This is a genomic window from Flagellimonas hadalis (genome assembly GCF_007785775.2).
GTDB lineage: Bacteria > Bacteroidota > Bacteroidia > Flavobacteriales > Flavobacteriaceae > Flagellimonas > Flagellimonas hadalis.
This window is the reverse complement of the sequence record NZ_VNIK02000006.1, coordinates 161,704-187,876: the sequence shown is the minus strand read 5'-3', so window position 1 is coordinate 187,876 and position 26,173 is coordinate 161,704. Positions and strand designations below refer to the sequence as shown.

Sequence of the window (26,173 nt, the reverse complement as noted above, 5' to 3'; positions counted from 1 at the left end):
AACCTGTTTTTGGTAAAAACCTTCAAAATACGAAAATTGCCCATGTCCGTACAAAGCCAGCACTCCGCCATGCCGTTAATCTTTTGTTATTTTTTGTGCCTATTGCTCATGGGCTGTGGGGGCAAGACGAAGGAAAAGGAACAGAATGCCGATGCTGTTGAAACCGAGGAGGCCACCGCGGAATCCAATGGAAAGAAGATCCTCTTTTTTGGGGACAGCCTCACTGCGGGATATGGTTTGGAGGTGGCCGATGCCTTCCCGGCCCTCATCCAAGAAAAGTTGGATTCGCTGGGACTGGACTACCAAGTGGTGAATGCCGGACTGAGCGGTGAGACGACCGCCAGTGGCCTCAACCGTATGGAATGGGTATTGGAGGATGATATTTCCGTGGTGGTCCTTGAACTGGGGGCCAACGATGGGCTTCGCGGCATTCCTTTGGAAGAGACCCGAAAAAATCTTCAGGCGATGGTGGACATGATACAGGAGAAACTGCCCCAGGCCACCATTGTATTGGCCGGTATGCAGATCCCACCCAATATGGGCCCTGAATACACTTCGGGGTTCAGGGACATTTTCCCCGAACTGGCCGAAAAGGAGAATCTTGCCTTGATCCCTTTCCTGCTCGAAGGTGTTGCGGGCATCCCCGAACTGAACCAAGGGGACGGCATCCACCCTACCCAAAAGGGGCAACAATTGGTGGCGGAAAATGTGTGGGAGGTCTTGGCCGAAGTGCTCTGAACCGCTATTTCTTTTTTAGCTGCTTTTCGCGATTGCAACTATTTCCATCGCTTTAATCCCTTGTGCTGTTGGTATTTGGGATTTTTTTCTGATTTTTATAGTAGTTCCACATCCAATAGTTGGCATTCATTAAAACTTTAATAATGAAAAAAATAATTTTACTGATAGTCATCTTACCATTATTTTCTTGTAAAGACACACAGGGCCGATTGACCCTTACTCAAGGAGTACATATATCGAACATCACCATTATATCTTCTGAAGATGCGACCTACAGCCCATACGTAGGTCATTTGGTGATTGAAAAAGATAAAATCGTTTACCTTGATAAAAACGAGCCAAGTGTTAGCGGGAAATTTGAAAAAATTGATGGAACAGGAAAGTTTGTAATTCCGGGATTGATCGATAGCCATGTCCATATCACAGAAGTACAGGGAATGCTTCCCCATCACATGGAAAAATATCCTGAATTAGCAGAAGAATTCAACAAACAGATGCCCCGAAGCTATCTGTACCATGGCTTTACAACTTTGATCAACTTGGGAGGCATATCAGAGGAACAGCTCACTTCTTTTAATGCACAACCCATCAAACCTGATTTATTTCATACTGGCAGGTCAGGAGCATCAGTCGCTAATGGCTATCCCATGAATTTTGCCCCTGAACAATTCCGGTTCGAGGGAACTCCAAATTTTGTATATCTGGAAAGTGAGGCCGACAATATCCCAGCTAAATTTGAACCCTCAGACCACACCCCAAAAGCTGTTGTAAGTCGTACAAAAAATTCAGGGGCCATTGCCGTCAAATCCTATTATGAATCTGGCTTTAGAAATATGCCAAAATTGCCCGTGCCCACAAAAAGTATTATGGACGATTTGTTAAGCGAAGCCCATTCAAATGGACTTGTTCTTACTGTTCATGGTAATTCGCTGGAGGCCCACTCATTCTTGGCCGATGTTGGGGTAGATGTCATCGCCCATGGTTTATGGAACTGGGGGAAATATAAAGATGTACCAAAAGATTCATTGCCCACGGAGATAAGGAACGTCCTGGACTTGCAAATTCAAAAACAGATTGGTTATACACCCACTCTGACTGTCATAGCCGGTGAAGAAGCTTTGGCAGACGATAGTTTTCTGAGCAATCCTGAATTAAACAAAATTGTGCCAAAAAAATTGCTGGAGTGGTATAGGACAGAGGAAGGAAAATGGTTTGCCAAGGATCTTTTTGGAGACTATCCGGCTGAGGAAATCCATGCCATTTATGGCAGGATTCAAGCCCATGCAAAACTCGCTTTAAAATACCTATCGGACAATGGAGGGTTAATTCTATTTGGCACGGACACTCCTTCAGCACCAACCTATGGAAACCAACCTGGCCATAATGGATTTTGGGAATTAAAATTAATGGATGAAGCAGGAGTTCCGTTAGATCAAATTCTTGCGTCAGCGACAATCAACAACGCAAAGGCATTTAAACTGTTCTCCGATGTGGGCTCCATAAAGGTTGGAAAAAAAGCAAATTTGATATTGATGACAAAGAATCCCCTTAAAGAAATAGAGGCCTACAACGCTATTGAAAATATAGTGCTAAGAGGTAAAGTGTTAATTAGAGAAAATTTATCCGCAAAACAATAACGACATGCCAACAGTATATAGTGCATTAAAATGCGCCATATACTAAACGCTATAGTGTACAAAAACCGAGCACTCCAATAAAACAAACAAAATATGGATAAGGATATAGACAATTTGTTGACCGCTAAAACTGCCCAAATCAAGAAACTTCAGGAAATCGTTAAGAAAGCGATAGAAGATGAAAATTTGATAACGGACAACCTTTTAAACCCGCCAAAAGAACTGCTCACCAAAGGGCAGAGTATATCCGATAAGGTTGCCAAATTTGGGGGCAGTTGGGCGTTCATTATCTCGTTTTTGATAATACTGTTTGCTTGGATACTCTTTAATACGTTGACACCCACAAAGGACAACTTTGACCCCTATCCTTTTATCTTAATGAACCTCATCCTGTCCTGTATTGCGGCATTGCAAGCACCCATTATTATGATGAGTCAAAATCGGCAAGAAGAGAAAGACAGAAAACGCGGTGAGAATGATTATCTCATCAATCTAAAAGCTGAACTGGAAATAAATGCATTGAACCAAAAAATTGACCTACTCTTGGGGGAGCAAATACAATCCTTATTTGAAAGCCAGGCAGCACAATTGGAGATCTTAAAAAAGCTTGAACAGAAATTATGACGACATCCATTTTTACAGATTTTAGAACGCTACTCATTATAGTATTGATCATTGTAGCGACCATTGTGAGTGCCTATTCTTTCAAGTACTTGACCGAAAAATATATCAAGAAACTTGTTCTTACCAAGCATATCGACCCCACTAGCTATGTGTTTGCCAAAAAAGTCATTACAGCGATTATTTATATAATCGGGATGTCCTTCGCACTTGTGCAAATCCCTGAAATGAAAATTGTGGGGCATTCGTTATTGGCGGGTGCAGGTATTTTATCACTTGTGGCAGGATTGGCTTCCCAACAAGCGCTGAGCAACATTATGAGTGGATTTTTAATCGTAATGTTCAAACCCTTCAAAATCAATGACAGAATTACCTTTAACCAAACCTACACGGGCGTCGTGGAAGAGATCAATTTAAGGCAAGTGGTTCTTAGGGACTTTGAAAACAATCGCGTCATTGTGCCAAATTCCGTCATAAGCACACAAGTGGTAGTGAATGCAAATCTGACCGAAACCAAAGTCTGCAAAATGATAGAAATTGGCATTGGCTATGATTCGGATATCGGTAAAGCCCTCAAAATAATGGAAGAGGAAATCATGAAACACCCGCTTCATATAGATAACAGAACCGCGGAAGACAAACAGAACAATGTCCCTGAAGTTGTTTCCAGAGTTGTGGCACTGGGTAACTCTTCTGTAACGTTGAAGGCTTGGGCTTATTCCGATACTTCCTCGAATGGATTTATTATGTATTGCGATTTATTACGATCAATCAAAGAAAGATTTGATGAAGAAAAAATAGAAATACCTTATAACTACCAGAACGTTATTATAAAAAAAGCAGAATAAAACGACGCCACGACAATGGCTATAAGTAACTGCTTGCCTCACCTAAAACGTAAAACATGATATGGTCCTTAGTTCTTAGTATTCTTATTTTCTACGCTATTTTGATCGTAGTGAATATTCCGGCACCCTTTATCGGGCTAAACTTTGAAAATGCCGAAACCCCCAAGCTCTGGTATGCGCCACCTGGGTTTGTGATACCCATTGTTTGGTTTGTACTGTTCACGCTTCTTGGGATAGGGCGTTACCATCTCATCCAAACCGGGTTTGGCAGTTATCAATGGTGGTTGTTCGGGCTTGCGTTTCTTTGCGCGACATACGCCTACTATACGTTGGGCCTTGCCAAAGTGACCCATATTTCGGCACTGTGGTTCGGGCTATGGGGAAATATCGTGGTGATTCTGTTTGCCGCGCTGGTCGTTTATAAACTTTTACCGATAAACACGACAGCCGCATTGTTGACAGTTCCTGTCATTGTATGGACCGCTTTTGCAAGTCTGATCGTTGTTGGAGAAATGAAACTTGGGAAGTTGATTTAAAAGCACGACAAAAGACGAAGGTGCAACATTTGGTCAGGACCAATTGCTTCGTCAGTCTTGTTTTTATTGGGATTTTCAGTTTGCCATGAACTTGCTAAATTAACCGTCAAACTTTGCATTGCCGGGCCGTTGTGGCCAACTTTATAAACTTTTTTACCAAACTAATATGACACAAAAGAAAAAAAAACGAATAATTAGGGTCGCATTGTTGATTGGAACAATAGTATCGCTGTTTTTTGTACCGTGGCTTCTGGTAAAGGCATGGATACTACCCCTTCCGGACCCGGTTCAGGAACAGTTGGATGAAGCAATAGGTCATGGGTTTGACGGGATGATCGTCTATATAGACCAAACGGGCAAACCGCCCCAGTATTATGCTTCCGGTTGGCACAATCGGGAATCCAAGGTACCTGCCCAACCCCAGGCCTTGTTTAAAATTGCCAGTATCAGTAAGCTATATGATGCCGTGGCAGTCACCAAATTGGTAAGTGCCGGCCGCCTTTCTTTGGATAAAACCATCGCTGATTATTTACCTGAACTTGTGGGAAGAATTGAAAATGCCGAGAAAATCACCCTGAGGTTGATGATACAACATAGAAGCGGCCTTCCCAATTTTACGGATTCCCCGAACTTCTGGGCAGCTCCAACCCAATCCTATGAAGAAAGTCTTGCATTGATCTTGGACAAGCCAGCCAATTTTGAACCCGGAAAAGACTACGAATATTGCAACACAAATTACCTGTTGCTCAATAAGATAATGGATGACGTACTAGGTTATGACAACTTTCAGTTCATCCAGGAAGAAATTCTAACGCCGCTACATCTAGACCATACCTTCGGTTCACTCAATGAAGTGAACATAGATGACGTGATGAGTGGCTATCATGTAGGACACCCCCATGATCTTAAGACAGATGAACAGGGTATGCTGGCCACAGCAGAAGACGTAGGTACATTTTTAAGGGCACTGAACGATGGAACCGTGTTTGAACCGGGAGAACAGGAAATATATACCTCCGTTTATGAATATGAACATGCAGGTTGGGTTCCGGGATACCAGAGTTTTGCAAAATATCATAAGGATCTTGATGCTGTCGTTGTTGCATTCTACAGCACAACCGACCCTAAACTGTACAATTGGAATTTATCTGAAATCATTAATAATAGAATTGCCAAAATAATTCGAAATAAAAACTAGTCACAACAAAAGCCATATGCAACCTGCTTATTTTATGAAGTTACGGTGTTATGTGGGTAAATCACCGCAGTTCGTCGTGGCGACAACGCCAATTTGTCTTTGATGATTTGGCCATAAAACCAAAATATGAATAAACGAATCGGCCCAGAGGCAGCCTGACAGTGAAAGATTTCAAAGTCCCGTACTCCACATGACCAAACCATTAGCCTTCATCAAAAGAAAAAATAATTATGAACACTAGAGTTTTATCCAAAATTGTTGGTATAGGCTATTTGATCATATTTTTTGCAGCAATTTTCGCAAATTTCTTTGCACTTGAATCCATTATTCAAACCCCAATTGAAACTGTAGAGAATAATGGCTTAATGGTAAGGATGGGGATACTGGCTTTCCTCATTACAGTAGTATTTGATGTTGTCGTTGCATGGGCATTAAAGGAACTATACAAAAATCATTCTTTGACTGTTTTAAGTACCTATTTTAGAATGATGCACGCTGCAATAATGGGAGTTGCCATTTTTGCACTGCCACTTGCACTCAAAAAAACAACACCGGACGATATACTTGTACAAGTTGACACGTTCAATTACATCTGGTTGATTGGGCTTTTTTTCTTTGGAATACATCTTATACTCTTGAGCAAGATAGCCATTGTCCCACGCTTCATCAAAGTTTTTCTTGTTATTGCAGGAGTTATGTACGTTGTCGATACTGTCGCCCATTTTTCACTTTCCAATTATGCTGACTTCGCCTCAGTATTATTAATTTTGGTTGCTATCCCAAGCATTCTGGGAGAAATGTCATTTGCGCTATGGCTTTTAATCAAAGGTGGAAAGACAAAGGAAAAAACATAAGGAAAGGCCTTAAACAGTATATGAAACCATTGTCTCCATTCGGCCACAACGCTTCATATATCAACCGCTGGCAGAAATTTTATAAAAATGGGTAGTCGTTTATCTTTTATTTTATTATCGGTCAGTTCACTTTGCTTTTGTCAAACTTACAAGTTTGATCTGCTTACCGTCTATGAAATGAAAAACGAAGATCGAAGTGGGGAGTCCATAATTTTCACCAACAAATCGGACCCTACTTACTTTTTAAAATTCGGTTATGATGGCCGCGGATATATCCATGATCCAAAACGAAAAGTTCAACACGTTTTTGATATTGACCAAAAATCAGAAACCATAAAATTCATTTATTCACATTCAATAACATACAAAGCAAAAATAGGCTATCAACCTGAAGCAGTCGTAAAAATCAAACCTATTTCGATTGATAGTTTATATAAGACTGTCGATCTGTATTACTATAAAAACAACAAGAAAAAAATCATTGGTCAGGTTGAATTGAAGATAAAAAAACATCCTGAAAATTTGGTCAATACAGCCCTTCAAAGCATATTCAAATTTACTTACACTTACGCCTACGACGATCCTGAATACGGTTTAGTTGAAAGTATAATATTCAAATCAAAATGGGCAAGAAACAGAAGGTACAAATTAGTCCGTATGCAAAATATCAATTACACACTAACTATCGAATAAACTTCTACCCATAAAACATCATTTTAAACCCATCCACAACCCATGAAAAAAATACAGTTTCAAATAGACATCAACGCATCTGCCGAGAAGGTGTATAACACCATGCTCGGTTTGGACCACATCGAAACCTACGAGCAATGGACGGCCGAGTTCAACCCGACCTCTACCTATGAAGGGAGCTGGAAAAAGGGATCAAAGATCTACTTTGTGGGAACGGATGAAAATGGTAAAAGGGGCGGAATGGTATCTGAGATTGCGGACAACGTCCCATTTCAGTTTGTTTCCATTCGCCATTATGGGATTTTGGACGGTGAGAATGAGATAACCGAGGGTCCCGAAGTGGAAAAATGGGCTGGCTGGCTGGAAAATTATTCCTTCCATGAGCACAACGGGGTGACCACGGTGACCACGGAAAGTGACACAACCGATGAATACCTTGATTATTTCAACACCACTTGGCCCAAGGCCCTGGACAAATTAAAGGAGCTTTCGGAAAAATAAGGTTTGCGTAGGAACGCCAAAAAAGTTTAAAAAGATGCTGGAAGCGGGTTTGAAGCTTGAAAGTAAGCCAAAAGCGTGCTATTTTCCTCTTGGATATGGCTTGTTACAAAAGAATCGGTTGGGTCAAAATTCCTTGCAAGGATGGAATACAGGGGTTCGGGAGTATCCTTGCCAATGCAGAAAGTTCCTTCCTCGGCATTTGCCTCAACCACGACCAAGGAAAGATAGTCCATCAAATGCTCGGCTTTTTTGATAAGGATCATCCTGACCTGCAATTGCAATGCGTATTCCAAGTTTATCCGATGGAGGGGATTTTTTCCTAAAGATTTCCAGTGAATTTCCAATTCCAAGCTTTTACGGCAAAAATAGCTTTATCAAGCAAATAAATTCACAATTAAGTTACATTATATTAACATTGTGGTTCAGGATACCCTATTGATCATCTTTCGTTTTCATATAGGCATACCTTTTAAGAAGGTTGGACCTGTTCTTGCCCTCCATCTTTCGGACCTCATTGGCCAAGTACTCAAAATAGTAGCCAATGGCATGGCCTTTTTGGCGCTTGTGGTCAATATAAAACAATAGATCACGCCAGTAATTGGGCACCATGGGGTAGAAAAGTTCACGGGTCAGTTTTCTGCGGATGATGCGTTGCTTGTACGAAATCCCTATTTCGGTGAAAATATTGATCCACATCATCAGCTTGGCCGAAAGTTCCTTGTCCCTCTCGGCAATTTCACATTTTTCCGCATCGGTTTTGTCCGAGGACATCCATTGGTCTATTTCGGCCCTGATCTGGGCCATTTCACCCGTGTTCATCCGTTCAATGTAAGAAATTGTCTTCGAGGTCATAAAATGCCTAACGGTGAGGTAGATGGTGATCGCAGCGATCAAAAAACCACCTATCCCCGAAAGAAAGTCCATCAACTCCATACCAATATTGTATTTAATCTACCAAAAAAGCGTTGGTCGGTCGCTGAAAGTTAGGCAAAAGGAACATACGAACTGAGCTTTTCTGCCCGTTGGCTTCCCAGAAGGGGCTCACTCTTTGGAGGAATCCCTGCTCAAAGAGACCACCACCCCCAAAATAAGAGCCAGGGCAATGAACCCAAGGGAGAGCCATTCCGGGAAGGTGTAATGGTGCGCCAAGATGAGCTTGATGCCAACGAAGATAAGAATGGCCACCAAACTGTATTTGAGGTAACTGAACCTATTGATCATATGGGCCAAGAAGAAATACATGGACCGGAGCCCCAAGATGGCAAATATGTTGGAACTGAACACCAAAAATGGGTCGGAGGTAATGGCCAATATGGCCGGAACACTGTCCAATGCAAAGAGGATATCGGTGAACTCAATCACCACCAACGCCATGAACAGGGGGGTTGCCGCAGTGATATGCTTGAGTTTCACAAAGAATTTTTGCCCCTGCATATGGGAGGTTATCGGCATTACTTTTCTGAGGTTCCTATAGATAAAGGACTTTTTGGGATTGAACGCTTCTTCCTTGGAAAAAAGCATCCTAAAGGCCGTGATCAATAAAAAGGCCCCGAAGAGATAGGTGGCAAAACTGAACTTTTTGATGATGGCGATACCAAAAAAGATCATCAGCGCCCTGAACACGATGGCCCCAAGGATTCCCCAGAACAATACCCTGTGCTGGTAGCGCTGCGGAATGTTGAACGAGGTAAAGATGATGGCGATGACAAAAATGTTGTCTATGCTCAGGGACAGTTCTATGAGGTAACCCGTGATGAATTTCATGCTGGCCCCCGTGGGCGTGAGTTGGTCGGCATTTTCGATACTTCCGCTGGAATATAGCCAATACACCACTCCGGAAAAAATGAAGGACATGGTGATCCAAATGGCCGTCCACATGGAAGCCTCCTTGACGCTTATGATATGCGCATTTTTATTAAAGACCCCAAGGTCCAAAGCCAAAAAAACCAATATTGCAGCAATGAAAAGCGCCCAAACCAGCATACATTCTATTTTGTGGCAAAACTAATCAATCCCCATATAACAAAGAGAGGGTCGTCAGCAAAATAAGAATCCTTTAACAGACGGGAAATCAAAAAAACGAGCAGGAAATCAGGATCACGGATATAAAATCCTGTTTCTTGTGAGTCCGAAGAAAAGCATAGGCCCTTTTCATTTGGGTCTTCACCGTGTTGATGGAAACTCCGTTGGATTCGGCAATCTCGGAATAGCTCTTGCCCTGTACCACAAAAGAGATAAAGATCTCCTTTCTCTTGTCGGGCATTTGGTTCAGCAGGTCATAGAGCTTGCTGTTTTTCTTGGGCTTGTCCAATAGGGGCTGGATATCTTCCCTTCCCAGATCCAGTTCATGCCCCATCTTTTTTACTTTTTTTTCCTTTTCAAGATACAGCAGGCTCAGGTTTTTTACAGATCGTCTAGCATAGGCCTCAAAGGATGTTGTAATGTTCAGGGTATCCCTCTTGTTCCATAAGGAAACAAAAAAATCCTGTACAATATCCTTTGCAGCATCCCTATCCTTCACAATGGAGAAAGAGACCAGACATAATAAAGCGTAGTTATTTTTAAATAACTCCTCTACCTTATTGGTCATATGCTTTGGGTTTGGGGGTTATTAGGAGACTTAAAGTTAAGGAAATATAAATTTAATGTTGGACAAATAATACTTTGAGGATCAAAAATTAACGTTTTTAAAAAAAAAGTTTCTTCTGTCACCCTGTTCATTAAAAAAGACAACTAATAAATAAAGAAAACCTTTTCCATGTCCAAGAAGGAGCAACTGCAGAAGTACCTACAAAAGCTGAAAACGCCAGAAAACTCTGGCAATGTTCCCAATATCGGCCTTTCCGAAGCCGATAAAGAACTGTTGGATAAAATTCGGGAAGAAGGACTGGTCGATGAAGCCCTCGAGTTCATGGAAATATTGGATGTGGAGCAAGACTGGGCCGATCTACAGAAACGACTACCCGGAAAAAAAGTAAGAAAACTGCCCATGACCACCATCCTTAAATATGCCGCCATATTTATAGGAGTGGTTTCCCTGGGAATCGCCCTCAAATTGACCCTACATCCCAATGAACAAGCGGTTCCTGAAAATACCATCACCCTCAATACCGGAGATGCCGTAAAAACCATAATGGAGGGCAAAAAGCAGTCCATTGTACTGGCCTCGGGCGAAGTGGTGGCCGTTCAGGAAGGGAACACCCTTACTTATGAAGCCGGCAAGACAGACAATCCCGTGTTCAACGAACTCCATGTGCCCTATGGCAAAGTGTTCACCCTTGTACTGTCCGATGGTACGGAAATACAATTGAATTCCGGCACACATATCACATATCCCGTTAAGTTCCCTAGTAAGGGCAACCGGGAAGTGACCATGAACGGCGAGGCCTATTTTAAGGTATCCAAGGACAAGGAACACCCCTTCATCGTCAATTCCGAAGAAGTGGCCGTCCAAGTATTGGGAACAGAGTTCAATGTGACCGCCTATGAAGAGCAGAGCACCATCAACACTGTTTTGGTGGAAGGTTCCGTGAGCCTATCCCATACTTCCAACCCAGAAAACAAAGTATTGCTGCAGCCCGGCAACAAAGGGTCTTGGAGCAAGACACAGGCAAGTATGAGTGTGGAAGAAGTGGATACCCTGCTCTATACCAGCTGGCTCAATGGCGAGATCGTGTTCAGGGACACCCCTTTTTCAGAACTTCTGACAAAACTGGAACGGGTCTACAACGTGAGCATCATCAACAATAACACTGGATTGGAAGGAAGGGCATTCAATGCGCGCTACAACAGAAAGGTGGAAAAAATCGAGGACGTATTGGAAGCACTGAACATCATTGCCCCCTTTAAATATGAGATCAATAACAACAATACCAACCAAATCAAAGAGATTGTAATCAACTGAACCTAAATAAATATGAATACTGAAAAAACCTCTTGCCTATGACATAGTATTTGAAAATAATACACAAAAAAGGGAATGTTGGCCCATTCCCTCTCTCAAACTGTGTAATAAATAACGATTCAAACTAATTTAAATCACTCAAAATTATGAAAAAAAAACCATCTAGATTTCTTTTTCTGAAGGGATTCTTGAAGAATGGTTTACCAACCAAACTGACCATTTTTCTGATTATCGCTTCAATTTTCCAGCTTCAAGCAGGATCAGGTTCCCAAGGGGACAAGCTATCCCTTGAACTGGAAGGAGTTACCCTTGAAAGGGCCCTGGGAGAAATTGAATCCCTCTCAGAGTATCGATTCATGTACGAATACAACCAAATTCCCCTACAAAAGAAGGTCACATTACGGACGAGCAACCAAAACCTTGACGAGGTACTCACCCTTTTGTTCAAGAACATGCCTGTGGTCTATAAAGTCAGGGGGCGGCAGATCATTTTGATGAAATCCCCAAATTTCCGCCCTGATCAGGGAGCTGCTGTGGAACCACTCACGACCCCAGTTTTGCAGAGCACGGTGACGGGCAGTGTCGTGGACAATGCCGGCATGCCTCTTTTGGGCGCGAACATTATGGTAAAAGGAACCACAGAAGGAACACAAACTGATTTTGACGGAAATTTTACCGTTGAGGCCGAAGTAGGTGCCATTCTCGTTGTTTCCTATATTGGTTTTAAAACGGCCGAAGTTGAAGTGACCGGAACCTCGCCAATGACCATCACACTCGAAGAAAACTCCTCCCAATTGGATGAAGTAGTGGTCACCGCCCTAGGTATTTCCAGGGAAAAAAAGTCCCTTGGATACGCTACCCAGGAACTTGATGGCGAAGAGGTGAACAGAACCCCGACCGATAACGTGGTCAACTCACTTTCGGGTAAAATTGCAGGGGTGCAGATCAAAAGGAACACCAACATGGGTGGTTCTACCAACGTGGTCATCAGGGGCAGTACATCCTTGACCGGGAACAACCAAGCGCTTTTCGTGGTCGATGGTGTGCCCGTGAGCAATTCCAACTTCAATACTTCGGCCCAGCAAAGTGGTACAGGAGGTTTTGACTATGGCAACATGGCTTCTGACATCAACCCGAACGACATTAAATCCATCAACGTACTGAAAGGCGCCGCCGCAACAGCACTTTATGGATCTAGAGCAACAAACGGAGCCGTGATCATCACCACAAAATCTGGTGCCGGCGCAAAACAAAAGCCCACGATCACCATCAACTCCAGTATTACTTCTGGTTGGATAGACAAATCTACTTGGCCAGATTTCCAATACGAATACGGTACAGGTTACGGGGCCATTTATGGCAGTGGAGGAGATAGCTATTTCGTGGATAGAGATGCCAACGGCGATGGCGAGCTTGATTTGGTAACTCCCGCAACTGCCTATGGATCATATGGAGCCCCTTTCGATTCAAATTTGTTGGTCTATCAATGGGATTCCTTCTATGAAGGTTCTCCCTATTATTTACAGCCCACTCCATGGGAAGCTCCCAATAGCAAGTTGATCGATTTCTTTGAGACCCCAATAACCACCACAAACAGTATTGCAGTTGCCGGTGGTGGCGAAAAAGCCACCTATCGGATTGCCTATACCCGTTTCAGCCAAGAGGGCATCATGCCCAACAGCAACCTGAACAGGGACAACATTTCCATCAATACCTCTTTCGATGTTACCGACAAACTATCCGTGAGCGGTAGCGCCAATTACATCTTGACGGATGCACTGGGAAGGAACCGTACCGGTAACGAGACAGGTGCAAATGCGCAAAACGTAATCTCCTCCATGAGGAAATATTGGGCCATGAACGTAGGGATCGACGAATTGAAGGATGCTTATTTCAATACAGGCCTGAACGTAGATCCCTTTATGGGAGGTACCATAGACAACCCTTATTGGGTCGTATATGAAAACTACCAGAACGATTCCCGTAGCAGGGTTTTTGGAAATGTCTCCGTAAAATATAAGTTCACCGATTGGCTGAACATCGAGGGAAGGGTTTCCTTGGACACCTACTCCTTCATCCAGGAAGAAAGGAACAACAAAGGCACGGCCGGAGCTGTTGGACGATATTCCCGAAGGAATGTCAACTTTAGTGAGGAAAACTATGACCTGATGTTGAACTTCAACAAATATGTGACCGACAAGTTGAACATCAGCGGAGTGCTTGGTACCAACATCAGGAGAACAGATTTAAGCTCCATCTATGCCGAGACCAACGGCGGATTGGTATTGGCCGGACTTTATTCCCTATCCAATTCATTGAACCTTCCCCCTGCTCCAGTGGAAAGTGTTGAAAAAGTGGGCGTGGACGGTTTTTATGGTCTGGCTTCTTTCGGATATGACAACTTGATCTATATGGATCTGACCGGAAGGTTTGACCACTCTTCGACTTTGCCCTCAGAGAACAGTACCTATTTCTACCCATCCATTTCTTCCAGTTTTGTTTTTTCCAACTTGATTGAAAAAAGCTGGTTGAGCTTTGGCAAACTTCGCCTAAACTATGCAGAAGTCGGAAGTTCCGCTCCTGCCAACAGTTTGGTGGATGTACTCAACAAGCCCACTCCCTTTGGAGCAGTGCCTTTGTACGGTACCAATGCCACCAAGAACAATTCGGCATTACTGCCCGAAACAACGGTCAGTGTGGAAGCTGGTCTGGAAATGAGGTTCTTGAACAGCCGTATTGGAATGGATCTTTCGTTGTACAAGACCAATTCCAAAGATCAGATCATCCCTGTTGCCATTTCTACAGCCACGGGATATTCCTCAAAATTCGTCAATGCGGGTGAAGTGGAGAACAAAGGGATCGAAATTGCATTGGATGGATCCATCATCCCAACCGGTGACTTTCAATGGAGGGCCAATGTGAACTGGGCCAAAAACCAAAGTGAGGTACTTTCCCTTTTTGAGGGCGGGAGCAATCTTCAGCTCGGCAGCGTCAGCGGTGTGTCCATAAACGCCACTGTGGGCGAGCCTTATGGGACCATCCAAGGAACGGATTACATCTATGTGGATGGAAAACCTCTGATCAACCAGACCACCGGTGCCTATGAGCGTACCTCTACCTCGAACAACGTCATCGGTAATATCACCCCTGACTGGACCGCAGGTATCACCAACTCATTCAAATATAAAGGCTTTGATCTGAGCTTTTTGATCGATATCCAAAGTGGAGGCGATGTGTTTTCAAATGACATCTCCACCGGAAACAGGTCAGGCCTATATGCATGGTCCGTTGGACTCAACGATTTGGGCAACCCCATAAGGAACTCGTTGGCAAATGGTGGAGGTATCATTCTCCCTGGGGTGGCCCCAGATGGTTCTCCGAACACGGTAAGGACCGCAATGGACCACTACCAAAATGCGACCGGTAGCACAAGGGCCCCTCAAGCGTATTTCATCTACGATGCTTCTTACGTGAAGCTAAGGGAAGTTGCACTCAACTACAGTTTCCCAAAAATGGCATTCATGGAAAAGCTCAGCATCCAATCGCTTAAGTTGGGATTGGTAGGTTCCAACCTATGGATCATACACAAGAACCTTCCTTATGCCGATCCAGAAGCGGGCTTGAGTTCAGGAAACCTCCAAGGTTCACAGAATGGTGTGCTCCCGACGGTCAAAAATCTTGGTTTTAACCTTCAAGTTCAATTCTAAACCAGAAAAAAATAAATTATGAAAAACTATATTGTCATATTTCTAATAGCCCTGTTTTTTTCGTGCTCTGGAGATTTGGAGGATATGAACGTGGATGTCAAGAACGCCACCGAAGCTCCTGCGGAAAACTTCTTCAACAATGCCGTAAAAAACATGTCGGACCTATTGAGCGGCATTACCTATGGTGCAAACGGCAACCCGTTCAACACCACAAGGTTGCTGGTTCAGCAGATATCATCGGTCACCTATAACGAAGGGACCACCTACTATTCCAATTTTACGTGGGACAATGTTTATATGGGGGTCTTGATCAACTTGGACCAAAGTGCCCAGGTCATCGAGGCCAATCCCCCAACCAATGCCGCAGTGGCGGCCAACCAGTTGGCAATCATTGAGATCATGACGGTCTTCACCTATGCCAAACTTGTTGAATCCTTTGGGGACATCCCCTACTCCCAAGCATTGGACTATGATAACATCTCACCTGCTTACGATGCAGACGAAGTGATCTACGAAGACCTTATTTCACGTTTGACGGCTGCCATCAACGCTTTGGATGAAGGCCAGGCTTCATGGAGCCAGGACATTCTGTACAATGGTGATGTAACCGGCTGGAAAAAGTTTGGGAGCTCACTTTTGTTCCAAATGGGAATGAGGGTCATTGATGCCGATGCTACATTGGGAACCCAAGCCATTACAGCTGCCCTTCCCAATGTCTTCTCTTCCAATGCCGATGTGGCGGAAGTGGAGCATTTGGAATCCCAGCCCAACACGGCAGAACTATGGACCGACCTTGCCGTTGGAAACCGTAGGGACTTTGTAGGATGCGAACCTTTCGTGGATTACATGAACACTTTGGAAGACCCAAGAAGGGCCGTATTCTTTCAAGAAGTGGATGGGACGGATGGAGTCTATTTGGGATCTCCTTCGGGCCTTGCCGTGACCTATTTTGATTATTCCCGTTTCGGCACATTGTTCTATCAGCCCACAACACCGGTAATCTTTATGGATTATGCATCCGTGGAATTCCTTTTGGCCGAAGCTGCAGAAAGGGGAATAGGTGGGGTTACCGATGCCGCCGGTCACTACACTGAAGCCATTCGTGCCTCTTTTGACTATTATGGTCTTGCGGATAGTGCAGATGCGTACTTGGCCAACCCCGATGTGGACTATGCCACGGCCCCCGGAACATGGGAAGAGAAAATAGGCATGCAAAAATGGGTGGCCTTGTTCAACCAAGGATTGGAGGCCTGGACAGAGTATAGAAGATTGGACTACCCAGTTCTTGAGGCTCCACCACTATCCTTTATCCCGACAGTACCCGTTCGGTTGACCTATCCAATTTCTGAACAGACTTTGAATCAAGCCAACTACGAAAGTGCTGCTTCTTCCGTAGGCGGTGACCTTATGACCACAAAACTGTTTTGGGACGTGAATTAAACCATTGTTGCCATTCAAAACAAATATTGAAAACCGGGATCCATTCGGGTCCCGGTCATCAAAGACCTTGTTCGTTAGTTTGATTGATTAGCTAGGAAAAGGGCGGAGGTGTTCTCTCTAAATTATCTTTGATCGTTCAAAATCAACCTCTGCCCTTTCTTATTATGAATCAAAAATCAAATAATTGATTTTCAATTATTTAAAATCTATTGACATAAACACAACTTACCATCAACCTGCACTAAAAAAACATAGATGAACATAAAAAATTACACAATCTTCTTGGCTTTTCTTGTGTTCACGATCACTTCCAACGCGCAACAACTGAACACGGCGATGGATTCAACGGTCGCCACATTCGGGGAAGTCACCATCAAGGGAAAACCAGTGAAGTACAAGGCAATTGCCGGAAAGCAACCCGTGTGGGACGACAAGGGCAAGATCATTGCCGGGCTTTACTTTACCTATTACGAAAGAACCGATGTGAAGGACAGATCCAAAAGACCGCTCTTCTTTTCGTTCAATGGTGGCCCAGGGGCTGCTTCGGTCTGGATGCACTTGGGGTACACCGGCCCATATCGCGTGAAAGTGGATGATGAAGGCTACCCGGTACAGCCCTATGGCGTTGAGGAAAACCCCCATTCCATTCTGGACGTGGCCGATATCGTGTACATAGAGCCTGTAAACACAGGTTTTTCCAGGCCCATCAGCACTATGGATGAAAAAGAAGTGGCGGAAAGATTTTTCGGTGTCAATCAGGACATTGAATATCTGGCATCATGGATCAATACCTTTGTGACCCGTCAAAACCGTTGGGCATCCCCAAAATACCTTATCGGTGAAAGTTACGGTACTCCACGTGTTTCTGGGCTTTCATTGGAACTGCAAAACTCCCATTGGATGTACCTCAACGGGGTCATCTTGGTATCGCCGACCGGTCTTGGGATCGAAAGGGGCACGGCTGTGGAGGCTGCTAACTTTTTACCTTACTATGCTGCTGCTGCCTGGTTCCATAAAAAATTGCCATCGGATCTGCAATCCAAAGACCTCGATGACGTATTGCCCGAAGTGGAACGATATACCCTCAACCAACTTATCCCCATCATGGCCAAGGGAGGTTCCATTTCAGATGCGGAACGAAAAGAAGCTGCCAAAAATATTTCCCGGTATTCAGGATTATCCGAAAAAGTGGTCTTGGAGCACAACCTGAGGATTCCCGAACAATTCTTCTGGAAAGAACTGCTTCGCGATGAAGGATTCACCATTGGCAGGCTCGATTCCAGATATCTGGGCATCGACAAAAACGATTCCGGTGAACGGCCCGATTATGCAGCGGAAATCCGTTCTTGGCAACACTCGTTTACCCCTGCCATTAATTATTACTTCAAAAATTTCCTCAACTATAACACCGATCTGGATTATTACATCGGGGGGCACACCCGCCCATGGGACAGGAGTGGCAACACCACTGGGGACGATCTTCGCCAAGCCATGTCACAGAATCCTTATCTGCATGTAATGGTACAGTCAGGCTATTATGATGGGGCAACGGACTATTTCAATTCCAAGTACAACCTCTGGCAAATGGACCTGAGCGGTAAGTTGAAGGACAGAATGAGTTGGAAGGGATACCGTAGCGGACATATGATGTACCTACGAACTGAGGACTTGGAGTCTTCCAACGAGCATATCCGTGAATTCATCAAGCTGTCCACCCCAAAAGATGGACAACCGGCACAATATTTACGAAAAACCAAATGATCAACCTTATGAAATTGTACAGATTTTTTGCAATTGCCATCGTATGGATCGCTTTTAGCCATGCGACACAGGCACAACAATTGAACACTGACATGGATTCCACGGTCACTACCCCAGGGCAGGTGACCATTAAAGGAGTCCCGGTAAAATATACCGCCACCACGGGAAAATTGCCCGTATGGGATGAAAAAGGAAAAATAATCGCTGGGCTCTTTTTTACGTACTATGAAAGGACCGGGATTGCCGATAGGTCCAAAAGGCCATTGGTCATTTCCTTCAATGGGGGGCCTGGTTCCGCATCGGTCTGGATGCACATTGCCTACACAGGTCCCAAGATCTTGGCAATTGACGACGAAGGCTATCCCGTGCAGCCCTACGGTATCAAGGACAACCCTAACTCCATCCTGGATGTTGCCGACATAGTCTATGTAAACCCAGTGAACACAGGCTATTCCAGGGCCATCGATGAGATGGACGACAAGACCAAGGCGAAAAACTTTTTTGGGGTAAAACAGGACATTGAGTACTTGGCCACTTGGATCAACACTTTTGTGACACGCTACGACCGTTGGACCTCGCCCAAGTTCCTCATAGGAGAAAGTTATGGTACACCAAGGGTGTCAGGACTTTCCCTGGAACTGCAAAACTCCCATTGGATGTACCTCAACGGGGTCATTTTGGTATCGCCTACCGACTTGGGCATAGAAAGGGGCACTGTGCCAGAAGCGGCAAACTTTTTGCCCTATTACACCGCCGCAGCCTGGTTCCACAAAAAACTGCCCTCCGACCTACAATCCAAAGACTTGGTCGATGTGCTTCCCGAAGTGGAGAAATATACCATAGACGAACTCACCCCTGCCATCTCCAAGGGAGGATTCCTTCCAGAAGCCGAGAGGAAAGAAGTCGCCGCACGAATTGCGAGATATACCGGGCTATCGGAAAAGGTCGTCTTGGAACACAACCTGCGCATTCCCAAAACCTTCTTTTGGAAAGAGTTGCTAAGGGATGAAGGTTTCAATATAGGTAGATTGGATTCCAGATATTTGGGAATCGACAAGGAAGCTACCGGAAGCCGACCCGATTACGCCGCAGAGCTTACCAGTTGGTTGCACTCCTTCACCCCTGCCATGAACTATTATGCCAAGAACCATCTGAAATATGAAACCGACCTGAAATACAATATGTTCGGGCCGGTCCGTCCATGGGACAGGAGCAACAACACGACGGGTTATGACCTGAGGCAGGCCATGGCACAGAACCCTTACCTGAACGTTTTGGTACAGGCCGGATATTATGATGGAGGAACGGACTATTTCAACTCCAAGTACAACCTATGGCAAATGGACCCCAGTGGCAAATTACGCGATCGCATGGATTGGAAAGGATACAGAAGCGGACATATGATGTACCTGAGAAAAGAAGATCTCAAAACCGCCAATGACGACCTAAGGGAGTTTATCAGCAAATCCCTGCCTGCCGAAGGTGTTCCAGCGCAGTATAGAAGAACCAACTAATCCTAATCAATAACCCGATGGCAGTTTCGTAACCCATCAATATGGAAAAGTAAATCAAAATGAGAAAATTTATAAGCTATACAATGATACTCGCCATGGGCTTCTTCCAACTACATGGAAATGCCCAAGACAATCAACATGAAAATAATGAAGATAGAGGTCCTTCACCAAGTGTCATTATACAAAAATTCCAGAAAAACTACGCAGGGGGTGTTGAAAAATCACCGGAAAGAAGTGAAGGAGAAGGCCCTTGGAGCCAACTCATCATTAGGGGTGCCACTATGATCAACGGTACTTTGGCACCGCCCCAAGGCCCTGTGGACATTGTAGTAGAGAACAACGTCATAACCGATGTAAGGGTGGTGGGGTATCCCGGTGTCCCCATCGATCCCAACAGAAGGCCTGTGCTAAAACCAGGCGGCAAGGAACTGAATGCCGAGGGAATGTACATTATGCCCGGGTTTGTGGACACCCACGCCCATATTGGGGGAACAGCGCAGGGAACCCCGGCCGAATATGTGTTCAAACTATGGATGGGACATGGGGTCACCACCATTGCAGACCCTGCTTGTGGCAATGGGTTGGATTGGGTATTGGAACATAAGGCAAAAAGCCTCAACAACAAGATCACTGCCCCTAGGATATTGGCCTATACCCGCTTTGGCATGAATGCCAAAGATGCAATCACCACCCCAGAACAAGCTAGGGAATGGGTCAGACAAAATGCGAAGAACGGTGCTGACGGGATTAAATTCTTTGGGTCTCCACCAGAAGTGATGCAAGCTGCATTGGAGGAAAACAAGAAACTGGGGCTACGATCCAAAATGCACCATTCCCAAACCTATGTGGGGCAATGGAACGTGCTCCACAGTGCCAGGGCCGGGCTAACTTCCATGGAGCACTGGTATGGGCTACCCGAAGCGTTGTTCGATGACAGAACGGTCCAGAACTATTCCTTGGACTACAATTATCAAAATGAGCAGGATCGTTTTGGTGAAGCGGGACAATTGTGGGAACAAGCTGCAAAACCTTATTCCGATAAATGGAATGCCGTGATGAACGAACTGCTCGAACTGGATTTCACCCTTTCGCCTACCATGGTCATCTACGAAGCAAACAGGGACCTCGCCCGCGCCAGACGCGCCGAATGGCACGAGGAATATACCCTGCCCTCCCTTTGGGAGTTCTACTCCCCAAGTCGGCAATCGCACGGTTCGTATTGGCATTATTGGGGCACTGAGCTCGAGATCGATTGGAAAAAGAACTATGAGTTATGGATGACCTTCATCAATGAATACAAAAACCGTGGTGGCAGGGTAACCGTTGGCACAGATGCCGGGTTTATCTATGAACTCTATGGCTTTTCATACCCACGGGAAATGGAACTTTTGAGAGAAGCCGGGTTCCATCCTCTGGAAGTCATCAAAGCTGCTACCCTGAACGGTGCCGAATCTTTGGGAATGGATGATAAAATTGGGACCATCGCTGCTGGAAAATTGGCCGATTTTGTCATTACTGAAGAAAATCCGCTGGTCAACTTGAAGACACTTTATGGAACAGGGGCCATCAAATTGATGGAGGACAACACCATCCAAAGGGTGGGCGGTGTCAAATACACCATCAAGGATGGGATCATTTATGATGCCAAACAGCTCTTGGAAGATGTCAAGGAAATGGTGGAAAAAGAAAAGGAAAAGACCAATTACAAAATTGTACAACCAGGAAAAAAGGGCTAAATAGATTGCTGAAACATGAGTTGTTTTTATAGTGAAATAGGTTAGTGTGCCCTTTTATGTATCGTGGCGACCCATACCGTTGCCACGATACTTTCTTCATTCAGAATTGCCCAAACCAAGGCAAGTCAACTTAAAAATTTTATAGATCAGTAGCCCCCATGTCAGGTTCTGTCCCTATGCATCCGCAATAGGTCCAAATCCAAGATCAATGGGGTGTATGTAAATGCGCAATCATCATGTCGGACACTATAAACTTCAATAACACGGAAATCGCTTTTGGCACAAGGACCAAAAAAGAGCTGTTGCGGGCAAAATTTCTTTTTGGGATGCTGGAATACGGCTGGCTCACGCGCATGGCAAAACCCCTGCTGAACATCGCTTTCAAAAGTAGGTTGCCCATTGATCCCATCATCAAAAAGACCATTTTTTCCCAGTTCTGTGGTGGGGAGAACCTCATGGAATGTAAAGCTAGGATAGATGCGCTTTACAATGGTGGGGAAATCATGTCGATTTTGGATTACTCGGTGGAAGGTGCGGAAACGGAAGAAAGCTTTGACCAAACCTTGGAAACCTTGCTAAATATCTGCCAGTTTTCGGAGTTTCAGAAACAGGTTCCTTTTTTGGTGTTCAAACCCTCTGGTTTAGGAAATCTTGAACTCTTCCAAAAGGTATCCGAGGGCTACCCTTTGGATACAAAAGAAATGGAAAAATGGGACAAGGTGAGGAACCGTTTTGAAAAGATATGTCAATCTGTGGCCAAAACAGATAACTTGAAGATCATGGTCGATGCCGAGGAATCTTGGTGCCATGCGGCCATTGACGGGCTTGCCGAAGAGATGATGGTAAAATACAATACCCAACGAACGGTCGTATTCACCACCGTACAACTCTATTTGAGCAAGAAATACGATTATTTGAAGTGGCTAAAACGTCTCGCCGAACAACACCATATCAAGATAGGGGTAAAGTTGGTAAGGGGCGCCTATATGGAAAAAGAACGGGACAGGGCCCTTGAATATGGCTATGAAAGTCCGGTTTGCGAGGACAAGGCCAGCACCGACCAAAATTTCAACAATGGAGTGAGTTATGTCCTGGAAAACCTAGATGTGTTCGACCTGTTCCTTGGAACCCATAATGAACTAAGCTGCCTTCAATTGGTCAAAAAACTTAAGGAGAGGGGCATTTCCAATTCCGATACACGTATTTGGTTCGGACAACTCTACGGCATGAGCGACAATATCAGCTACAATCTGGCCGAACAAGGTTATAATGTGACCAAGTACGTTCCCTTTGGCCCTGTTCGGGACGTGATGCCGTATCTGATCAGGCGTGCGGAGGAAAATTCTTCCGTCGGTTCCCAGTCATCAAGGGAAATGGAGCTGATCAAAAAAGAGTTGCTCAGAAGAAAGTATCCAAAATGACCCTACTTCCCCAAAAAAGAAGATGTCCAAAAAGCAATAAAATTTGAATTTGTCAGGTTGAGCGCAGTCGAAACCCATTGATTATCAACACACTTTATATTCTCGACTGCACTCGAACTGACAGATAATGAGCTTTTTGGACATTCTTTTTTTCATCATAAATGATGGAACCTGTCAGAATACCTTTTCAAGGGCGTTGCTCACCTTGGCCCAACCTGTTTCGTTCGCTCGCAATTTGGCTCTTTCTTGTTCAATATGGACAAACCTGCCAGTGGTATTGGTAGCGTCGACACTGCAAGCATTGGGTGAACCATTGATGTAGCGGCCTTGGGTATTGTCAAACGCCGCATAGCGGGTCCAATTCACATCGATATGTGGTATTTTGAAAGTCAAGCTGTTATCTTCCTGCAATAGGGCATCCCTCAACATGGCCACATAATCTATTTGTGGGGTCTTGTTCGTTCCATTGCTTATGATCAAAGAAGGATCGGAGGCCTCCTTATCAAACCCGTGCAATTGTACAAAGACACTATTGGGCAGCGCATCATACATCATTTCGGTGGTCTTTTGGAACATGGAATTTACGCTATGGGGAACATCGGAAATACGATATGCCTGGGAATTGGTACTGCAGGCACTTGTGGTCCCGGAACAAGGAGCGGGTTCTTCCCTGTTACAGCGATGCGCTCCACTGACAAAAAGTGCTTTGGGCACATTCTGTCTGAAGATATAGGCCGCTTGGTAGCCTGTGTTCTGGTCATGGAGCACATGTGGGGCCGCAAGCACAAGGTTCTCGCGTTTTGGGGTCTTGCTGAACACGAAGGTGCCCCAATAGTTGGTCCTTATGGAAAATTCCTTTAGGACATAAAAAACTTGATTGGGACTGGAAAACGTATCCGTGAATTCCACTATCTGATAGTTAGCATAGACCGCTTGCTCCACCGCTTCCTGTATATTGTCGTCCAAGATAGCATCGATGATCAATTCCCATTGTTTAAGGTCATTTTCTGTCGGTACTTTGTAGTTACTTCCTAAAAAGCCCGGTACATTATCGACAAAACCTCTCAAATAGGTTTCGATGTTCCCGGAATCGTACTGGAGCTCTGCCTCAAGTTTATCCAAGGTCGATACCATCAAGGGCTCACTGAGTTCAGAGGAGTTGCCGGCCGCATCATTGGCCTGAATCTGGAATGTGTACATTTTTCCAGGTTCCAAACCGGACAGCGCATAGGAAGTTTTGCCCGATCCTACCAAAAATTGATTGTTCAGGTAGAGGGAGTAGTTCTTCACCTTTACATTGTCGGTAGCGGGTTCCCAATACAGGTACAAAGAATTCTGGGTGACCTCCTCGGCCACCAATCCCGTAGGTTTGGTCGGTGCTTGGGCGTCTGGTACAGGTGTTTCTTCTCCTTCGCTCCCTGACGAACAGGCTATCGCGGCGACCAACACGAGAACAGCCGCTGTTCTTTGTAGGTAGATGTTGTAAGATTTGGTTTTCATATTATTCTTTTTTTAATGTTCTTCCATTCAATTGTCCGTTGTATGTTCCATTTTCCACCGATAGTTTTCCATTGATGATACTGTACCGCAATCCTTCGGAAAGTTGAAAAGGATCTTGGTAATCTGCTTTGTCTCCAAAGGTCTCTGGATCAAAAATGATGATATCGGCATAGTATCCTTCTTGCATTATACCCCTTTGGGGGATTCCAAGAATGTCGGCCGTCCGTGAGGTGCTCCCGTTGATGAAATCTGCCAATGGGATCACCCCTTTTTTGACATACTCTCTGTACTTCCGTGGAAAAGTGCCATATTTTCTTGGATGGCCCGTATTGCCATCAGAGCTGGTCACGACCCAACGCTGCTGCATGAAATTTTGAATGTCATATGGTGACATGCTGAAAGAAGCCACCCGCGCATGGCCTTTGGCAAGGATTTCAAAAACAGCTTCGTTGGCATCCAATCCCATGTCTTTTGCTATTTCTTGAAGTGTTTTTCCTTCAAATCCCTTATGTTCTGCATTGACAATCAACAAATTATCAGCACCTCCCCGTTGCTCAATGTTATCTTCGACTTCTCTGAGAATCCTGAGTTTCAAACTTTTGTCCCTATACCGAATGAACAGGGAGTCCTTGCCCCCACTTTCCGCCCAGCGTGGTACAACGGCTGCTTTCAGACCTGTGGCCGATGCTTCGTAAGGATACTGATTGGCCGTTACCTCCACTCCCCTTTTCTGGGCTTCTTCAATGATTGTAATCAATGAATCGCTCTGTTTCCAAACCTGTTTTCCCAAGCATTTGATGTGCGATATGTGAATGGGCAAATTTGCTTTTTCACCAATTTCCATGGCTTCTTGCACAGCGGCCACCAACCCAATGGAATAGGCTCCTTCATCCCGTAAGTGTGTGTCATAAATTCCACCGTTCTGTCTCACTACCTTTGCCAAAGCAATCACTTCATCTGTGTTCGCATAACTTCCTGGCGCGTAGAACAATCCTGTGGACATGCCAATGGCTCCCGCGTCCATTTCCTGTTGCACCAGTTCCATCATTTTCAGGATCTCGACATCGGTGGCTTCCCTGTCACTATTGCCCATCACTTTTTCCCTTATGGTACCCTGTCCCACCAAAAAAGCCACATTGGTACCGATGCCATGCTTTTGGTACAACTGCTCATATTCCACCAAGGGGTAATCACTACTCCCGTCGTTGCCCACGACCACTGTGGTTACCCCTTGGAACAAAAAGGGCTTGTTGTGGGATTCTTTGGGGCTTTTCAAATCTCTGTCGGCATGTGTATGGGGATCGATAAATCCCGGCGATACGATCAAACCTTCGGCATCAATGATCTTTTGTGTGGAAAAATCCATCTCCTTCCCATTGCCAACATAGGCAATCTTGTCCCCAACCACCCCGATGGTCAGCATGTTGGGAATGGAATCGACCCCATTGTAAACCGTTCCGTTCTCGATGAGGATATCCACTTCCATCCTGTTCTTCTTACAGGCTCCCAAACCCAGTAGCAGGGTCAAAAGAATGATGATCTTGTGCTTCATGGTTTTTGTAAA

The 26,173-nt window shown here is 44.7% G+C and carries 22 protein-coding genes; 16 read left to right on the top strand and 6 right to left on the bottom strand.

Annotated elements, in window-relative coordinates; translation table 11 throughout:
* The first annotated feature begins 42 nt into the window (after positions 1 to 42).
* The 9 genes from FOT42_RS10815 to FOT42_RS10775 all read left to right on the top strand — a co-directional run bounded on the left by FOT42_RS10815 (position 43) and on the right by FOT42_RS10775 (position 7,626).
* Complete coding sequence (locus tag FOT42_RS10815; protein ID WP_151890586.1) at positions 43 to 738, top strand: arylesterase; 696 nt, start codon at positions 43 to 45, stop codon at positions 736 to 738.
* 143 nt (positions 739 to 881) lie between these two features.
* Positions 882 to 2,375, top strand: a complete 1,494-nt coding sequence (locus tag FOT42_RS10810; RefSeq protein WP_151890585.1) for an amidohydrolase family protein — start codon at positions 882 to 884, stop codon at positions 2,373 to 2,375.
* A 93-nt stretch (positions 2,376 to 2,468) separates the two neighbouring features.
* Positions 2,469 to 2,999, top strand: coding sequence for a DUF1003 domain-containing protein (locus tag FOT42_RS10805; protein ID WP_151890584.1), 531 nt, complete (start codon positions 2,469 to 2,471; stop codon positions 2,997 to 2,999).
* On the top strand, positions 2,996 to 3,844 hold the full coding sequence (locus FOT42_RS10800; RefSeq protein ID WP_151890583.1) for a mechanosensitive ion channel family protein: 849 nt from the start codon (positions 2,996 to 2,998) through the stop codon (positions 3,842 to 3,844). Before FOT42_RS10805 ends, FOT42_RS10800 begins: the two co-directional genes overlap by 4 nt.
* A 56-nt stretch (positions 3,845 to 3,900) precedes the next feature.
* Positions 3,901 to 4,380, top strand: coding sequence for a tryptophan-rich sensory protein (locus tag FOT42_RS10795; RefSeq protein WP_151890582.1), 480 nt, complete (start codon positions 3,901 to 3,903; stop codon positions 4,378 to 4,380).
* Between the two features lie 166 nt (positions 4,381 to 4,546).
* Positions 4,547 to 5,578 carry a serine hydrolase domain-containing protein gene (locus FOT42_RS10790; protein WP_151890581.1) on the top strand — a complete coding sequence of 344 codons (1,032 nt, stop codon included), beginning with the start codon at positions 4,547 to 4,549 and terminating at the stop codon, positions 5,576 to 5,578.
* A 230-nt stretch (positions 5,579 to 5,808) separates the two neighbouring features.
* Complete coding sequence (locus FOT42_RS10785; protein WP_151890580.1) at positions 5,809 to 6,432, top strand: DUF4386 domain-containing protein; 624 nt, start codon at positions 5,809 to 5,811, stop codon at positions 6,430 to 6,432.
* 177 nt (positions 6,433 to 6,609) lie between these two features.
* Positions 6,610 to 7,125, top strand: coding sequence for a hypothetical protein (locus FOT42_RS10780; RefSeq protein ID WP_151890579.1), 516 nt, complete (start codon positions 6,610 to 6,612; stop codon positions 7,123 to 7,125).
* Positions 7,126 to 7,167: 42 nt separating this feature from the next.
* Positions 7,168 to 7,626, top strand: a complete 459-nt coding sequence (locus tag FOT42_RS10775) for an SRPBCC domain-containing protein (RefSeq protein ID WP_151890578.1) — start codon at positions 7,168 to 7,170, stop codon at positions 7,624 to 7,626.
* A gap of 26 nt (positions 7,627 to 7,652) precedes the next feature.
* Here FOT42_RS10775 and FOT42_RS10770 read toward each other — a convergent pair whose 3' ends face one another.
* From FOT42_RS10770 to FOT42_RS10755, 4 genes are all read right to left on the bottom strand, one after another.
* The gene (locus tag FOT42_RS10770) at positions 7,653 to 7,919 is read right to left on the bottom strand and encodes a hypothetical protein (protein ID WP_151890577.1); all 267 of its coding nucleotides are present in this window, start codon (positions 7,917 to 7,919) and stop codon (positions 7,653 to 7,655) included.
* Positions 7,920 to 8,058: 139 nt separating this feature from the next.
* The gene (locus FOT42_RS10765) at positions 8,059 to 8,559 is read right to left on the bottom strand and encodes a DUF4760 domain-containing protein (RefSeq protein WP_151890576.1); all 501 of its coding nucleotides are present in this window, start codon (positions 8,557 to 8,559) and stop codon (positions 8,059 to 8,061) included.
* Between the two features lie 108 nt (positions 8,560 to 8,667).
* Complete coding sequence (locus FOT42_RS10760; RefSeq protein WP_151890575.1) at positions 8,668 to 9,609, bottom strand: TerC family protein; 942 nt, start codon at positions 9,607 to 9,609, stop codon at positions 8,668 to 8,670.
* Positions 9,610 to 9,697: 88 nt separating this feature from the next.
* Positions 9,698 to 10,216, bottom strand: coding sequence for an RNA polymerase sigma-70 factor (locus tag FOT42_RS10755; protein ID WP_151890574.1), 519 nt, complete (start codon positions 10,214 to 10,216; stop codon positions 9,698 to 9,700).
* 168 nt (positions 10,217 to 10,384) lie between these two features.
* On the opposite strand from FOT42_RS10755, the gene FOT42_RS10750 reads away from it, so the two are divergent.
* The 7 genes from FOT42_RS10750 to FOT42_RS10720 all read left to right on the top strand — a co-directional run bounded on the left by FOT42_RS10750 (position 10,385) and on the right by FOT42_RS10720 (position 23,109).
* Positions 10,385 to 11,530 carry a FecR family protein gene (locus FOT42_RS10750; protein WP_151890573.1) on the top strand — a complete coding sequence of 382 codons (1,146 nt, stop codon included), beginning with the start codon at positions 10,385 to 10,387 and terminating at the stop codon, positions 11,528 to 11,530.
* Between the two features lie 146 nt (positions 11,531 to 11,676).
* A complete protein-coding gene (locus FOT42_RS10745; protein ID WP_151890572.1) occupies positions 11,677 to 15,237 on the top strand; it encodes a SusC/RagA family TonB-linked outer membrane protein in 3,561 nt (1,186 codons plus the stop codon).
* An 18-nt stretch (positions 15,238 to 15,255) separates the two neighbouring features.
* Entirely contained in the window at positions 15,256 to 16,677 is a 1,422-nt protein-coding gene (locus tag FOT42_RS10740; protein ID WP_151890571.1) for a SusD/RagB family nutrient-binding outer membrane lipoprotein, read from the top strand.
* Between the two features lie 255 nt (positions 16,678 to 16,932).
* Positions 16,933 to 18,438: a S10 family peptidase gene (locus FOT42_RS10735; RefSeq protein ID WP_151890570.1), complete on the top strand. Its 1,506-nt coding sequence runs from the start codon at positions 16,933 to 16,935 to the stop codon at positions 18,436 to 18,438.
* An 8-nt stretch (positions 18,439 to 18,446) separates the two neighbouring features.
* Complete coding sequence (locus FOT42_RS10730; protein ID WP_151890569.1) at positions 18,447 to 19,952, top strand: S10 family peptidase; 1,506 nt, start codon at positions 18,447 to 18,449, stop codon at positions 19,950 to 19,952.
* A gap of 59 nt (positions 19,953 to 20,011) precedes the next feature.
* Positions 20,012 to 21,688, top strand: coding sequence for an amidohydrolase family protein (locus FOT42_RS10725; protein ID WP_226789863.1), 1,677 nt, complete (start codon positions 20,012 to 20,014; stop codon positions 21,686 to 21,688).
* A 236-nt stretch (positions 21,689 to 21,924) separates the two neighbouring features.
* Entirely contained in the window at positions 21,925 to 23,109 is a 1,185-nt protein-coding gene (locus tag FOT42_RS10720) for a proline dehydrogenase family protein (RefSeq protein WP_151890568.1), read from the top strand.
* Positions 23,110 to 23,283: 174 nt separating this feature from the next.
* Here FOT42_RS10720 and FOT42_RS10715 read toward each other — a convergent pair whose 3' ends face one another.
* Both FOT42_RS10715 and FOT42_RS10710 read right to left on the bottom strand, forming a co-directional pair.
* Entirely contained in the window at positions 23,284 to 24,609 is a 1,326-nt protein-coding gene (locus FOT42_RS10715; protein WP_151890567.1) for a fibronectin type III domain-containing protein, read from the bottom strand.
* 1 nt (position 24,610) lies between these two features.
* The gene (locus FOT42_RS10710) at positions 24,611 to 26,161 is read right to left on the bottom strand and encodes an N-acyl-D-amino-acid deacylase family protein (RefSeq protein WP_151890566.1); all 1,551 of its coding nucleotides are present in this window, start codon (positions 26,159 to 26,161) and stop codon (positions 24,611 to 24,613) included.
* Positions 26,162 to 26,173 lie beyond the last annotated feature (12 nt).

Excerpts from the sequence above, each read along its gene's own strand:
- FOT42_RS10740 (WP_151890571.1), top strand. The coding sequence starts at position 15,256 with ATGAAAAACTATATTGTCATATTTCTAATAGCCCTGTTTTTTTCGTGC.
- FOT42_RS10775 (WP_151890578.1), top strand. The coding sequence starts at position 7,168 with ATGAAAAAAATACAGTTTCAAATAGACATCAACGCATCTGCCGAGAAG.
- FOT42_RS10760 (WP_151890575.1), bottom strand. The coding sequence starts at position 9,609 with ATGCTGGTTTGGGCGCTTTTCATTGCTGCAATATTGGTTTTTTTGGCT.
- FOT42_RS10710 (WP_151890566.1), bottom strand. The coding sequence starts at position 26,161 with ATGAAGCACAAGATCATCATTCTTTTGACCCTGCTACTGGGTTTGGGA.
- FOT42_RS10715 (WP_151890567.1), bottom strand. The coding sequence starts at position 24,609 with ATGAAAACCAAATCTTACAACATCTACCTACAAAGAACAGCGGCTGTT.
- FOT42_RS10805 (WP_151890584.1), top strand. The coding sequence starts at position 2,469 with ATGGATAAGGATATAGACAATTTGTTGACCGCTAAAACTGCCCAAATC.
- FOT42_RS10795 (WP_151890582.1), top strand. The coding sequence starts at position 3,901 with ATGATATGGTCCTTAGTTCTTAGTATTCTTATTTTCTACGCTATTTTG.
- FOT42_RS10765 (WP_151890576.1), bottom strand. The coding sequence starts at position 8,559 with ATGGAGTTGATGGACTTTCTTTCGGGGATAGGTGGTTTTTTGATCGCT.
- FOT42_RS10815 (WP_151890586.1), top strand. The coding sequence starts at position 43 with ATGTCCGTACAAAGCCAGCACTCCGCCATGCCGTTAATCTTTTGTTAT.
- FOT42_RS10785 (WP_151890580.1), top strand. The coding sequence starts at position 5,809 with ATGAACACTAGAGTTTTATCCAAAATTGTTGGTATAGGCTATTTGATC.
- FOT42_RS10720 (WP_151890568.1), top strand. The coding sequence starts at position 21,925 with ATGTCGGACACTATAAACTTCAATAACACGGAAATCGCTTTTGGCACA.
- FOT42_RS10755 (WP_151890574.1), bottom strand. The coding sequence starts at position 10,216 with ATGACCAATAAGGTAGAGGAGTTATTTAAAAATAACTACGCTTTATTA.
- FOT42_RS10810 (WP_151890585.1), top strand. The coding sequence starts at position 882 with ATGAAAAAAATAATTTTACTGATAGTCATCTTACCATTATTTTCTTGT.
- FOT42_RS10745 (WP_151890572.1), top strand. The coding sequence starts at position 11,677 with ATGAAAAAAAAACCATCTAGATTTCTTTTTCTGAAGGGATTCTTGAAG.
- FOT42_RS10750 (WP_151890573.1), top strand. The coding sequence starts at position 10,385 with ATGTCCAAGAAGGAGCAACTGCAGAAGTACCTACAAAAGCTGAAAACG.
- FOT42_RS10790 (WP_151890581.1), top strand. The coding sequence starts at position 4,547 with ATGACACAAAAGAAAAAAAAACGAATAATTAGGGTCGCATTGTTGATT.
- FOT42_RS10730 (WP_151890569.1), top strand. The coding sequence starts at position 18,447 with ATGAAATTGTACAGATTTTTTGCAATTGCCATCGTATGGATCGCTTTT.
- FOT42_RS10780 (WP_151890579.1), top strand. The coding sequence starts at position 6,610 with ATGAAAAACGAAGATCGAAGTGGGGAGTCCATAATTTTCACCAACAAA.
- FOT42_RS10800 (WP_151890583.1), top strand. The coding sequence starts at position 2,996 with ATGACGACATCCATTTTTACAGATTTTAGAACGCTACTCATTATAGTA.
- FOT42_RS10725 (WP_226789863.1), top strand. The coding sequence starts at position 20,012 with ATGAGAAAATTTATAAGCTATACAATGATACTCGCCATGGGCTTCTTC.
- FOT42_RS10735 (WP_151890570.1), top strand. The coding sequence starts at position 16,933 with ATGAACATAAAAAATTACACAATCTTCTTGGCTTTTCTTGTGTTCACG.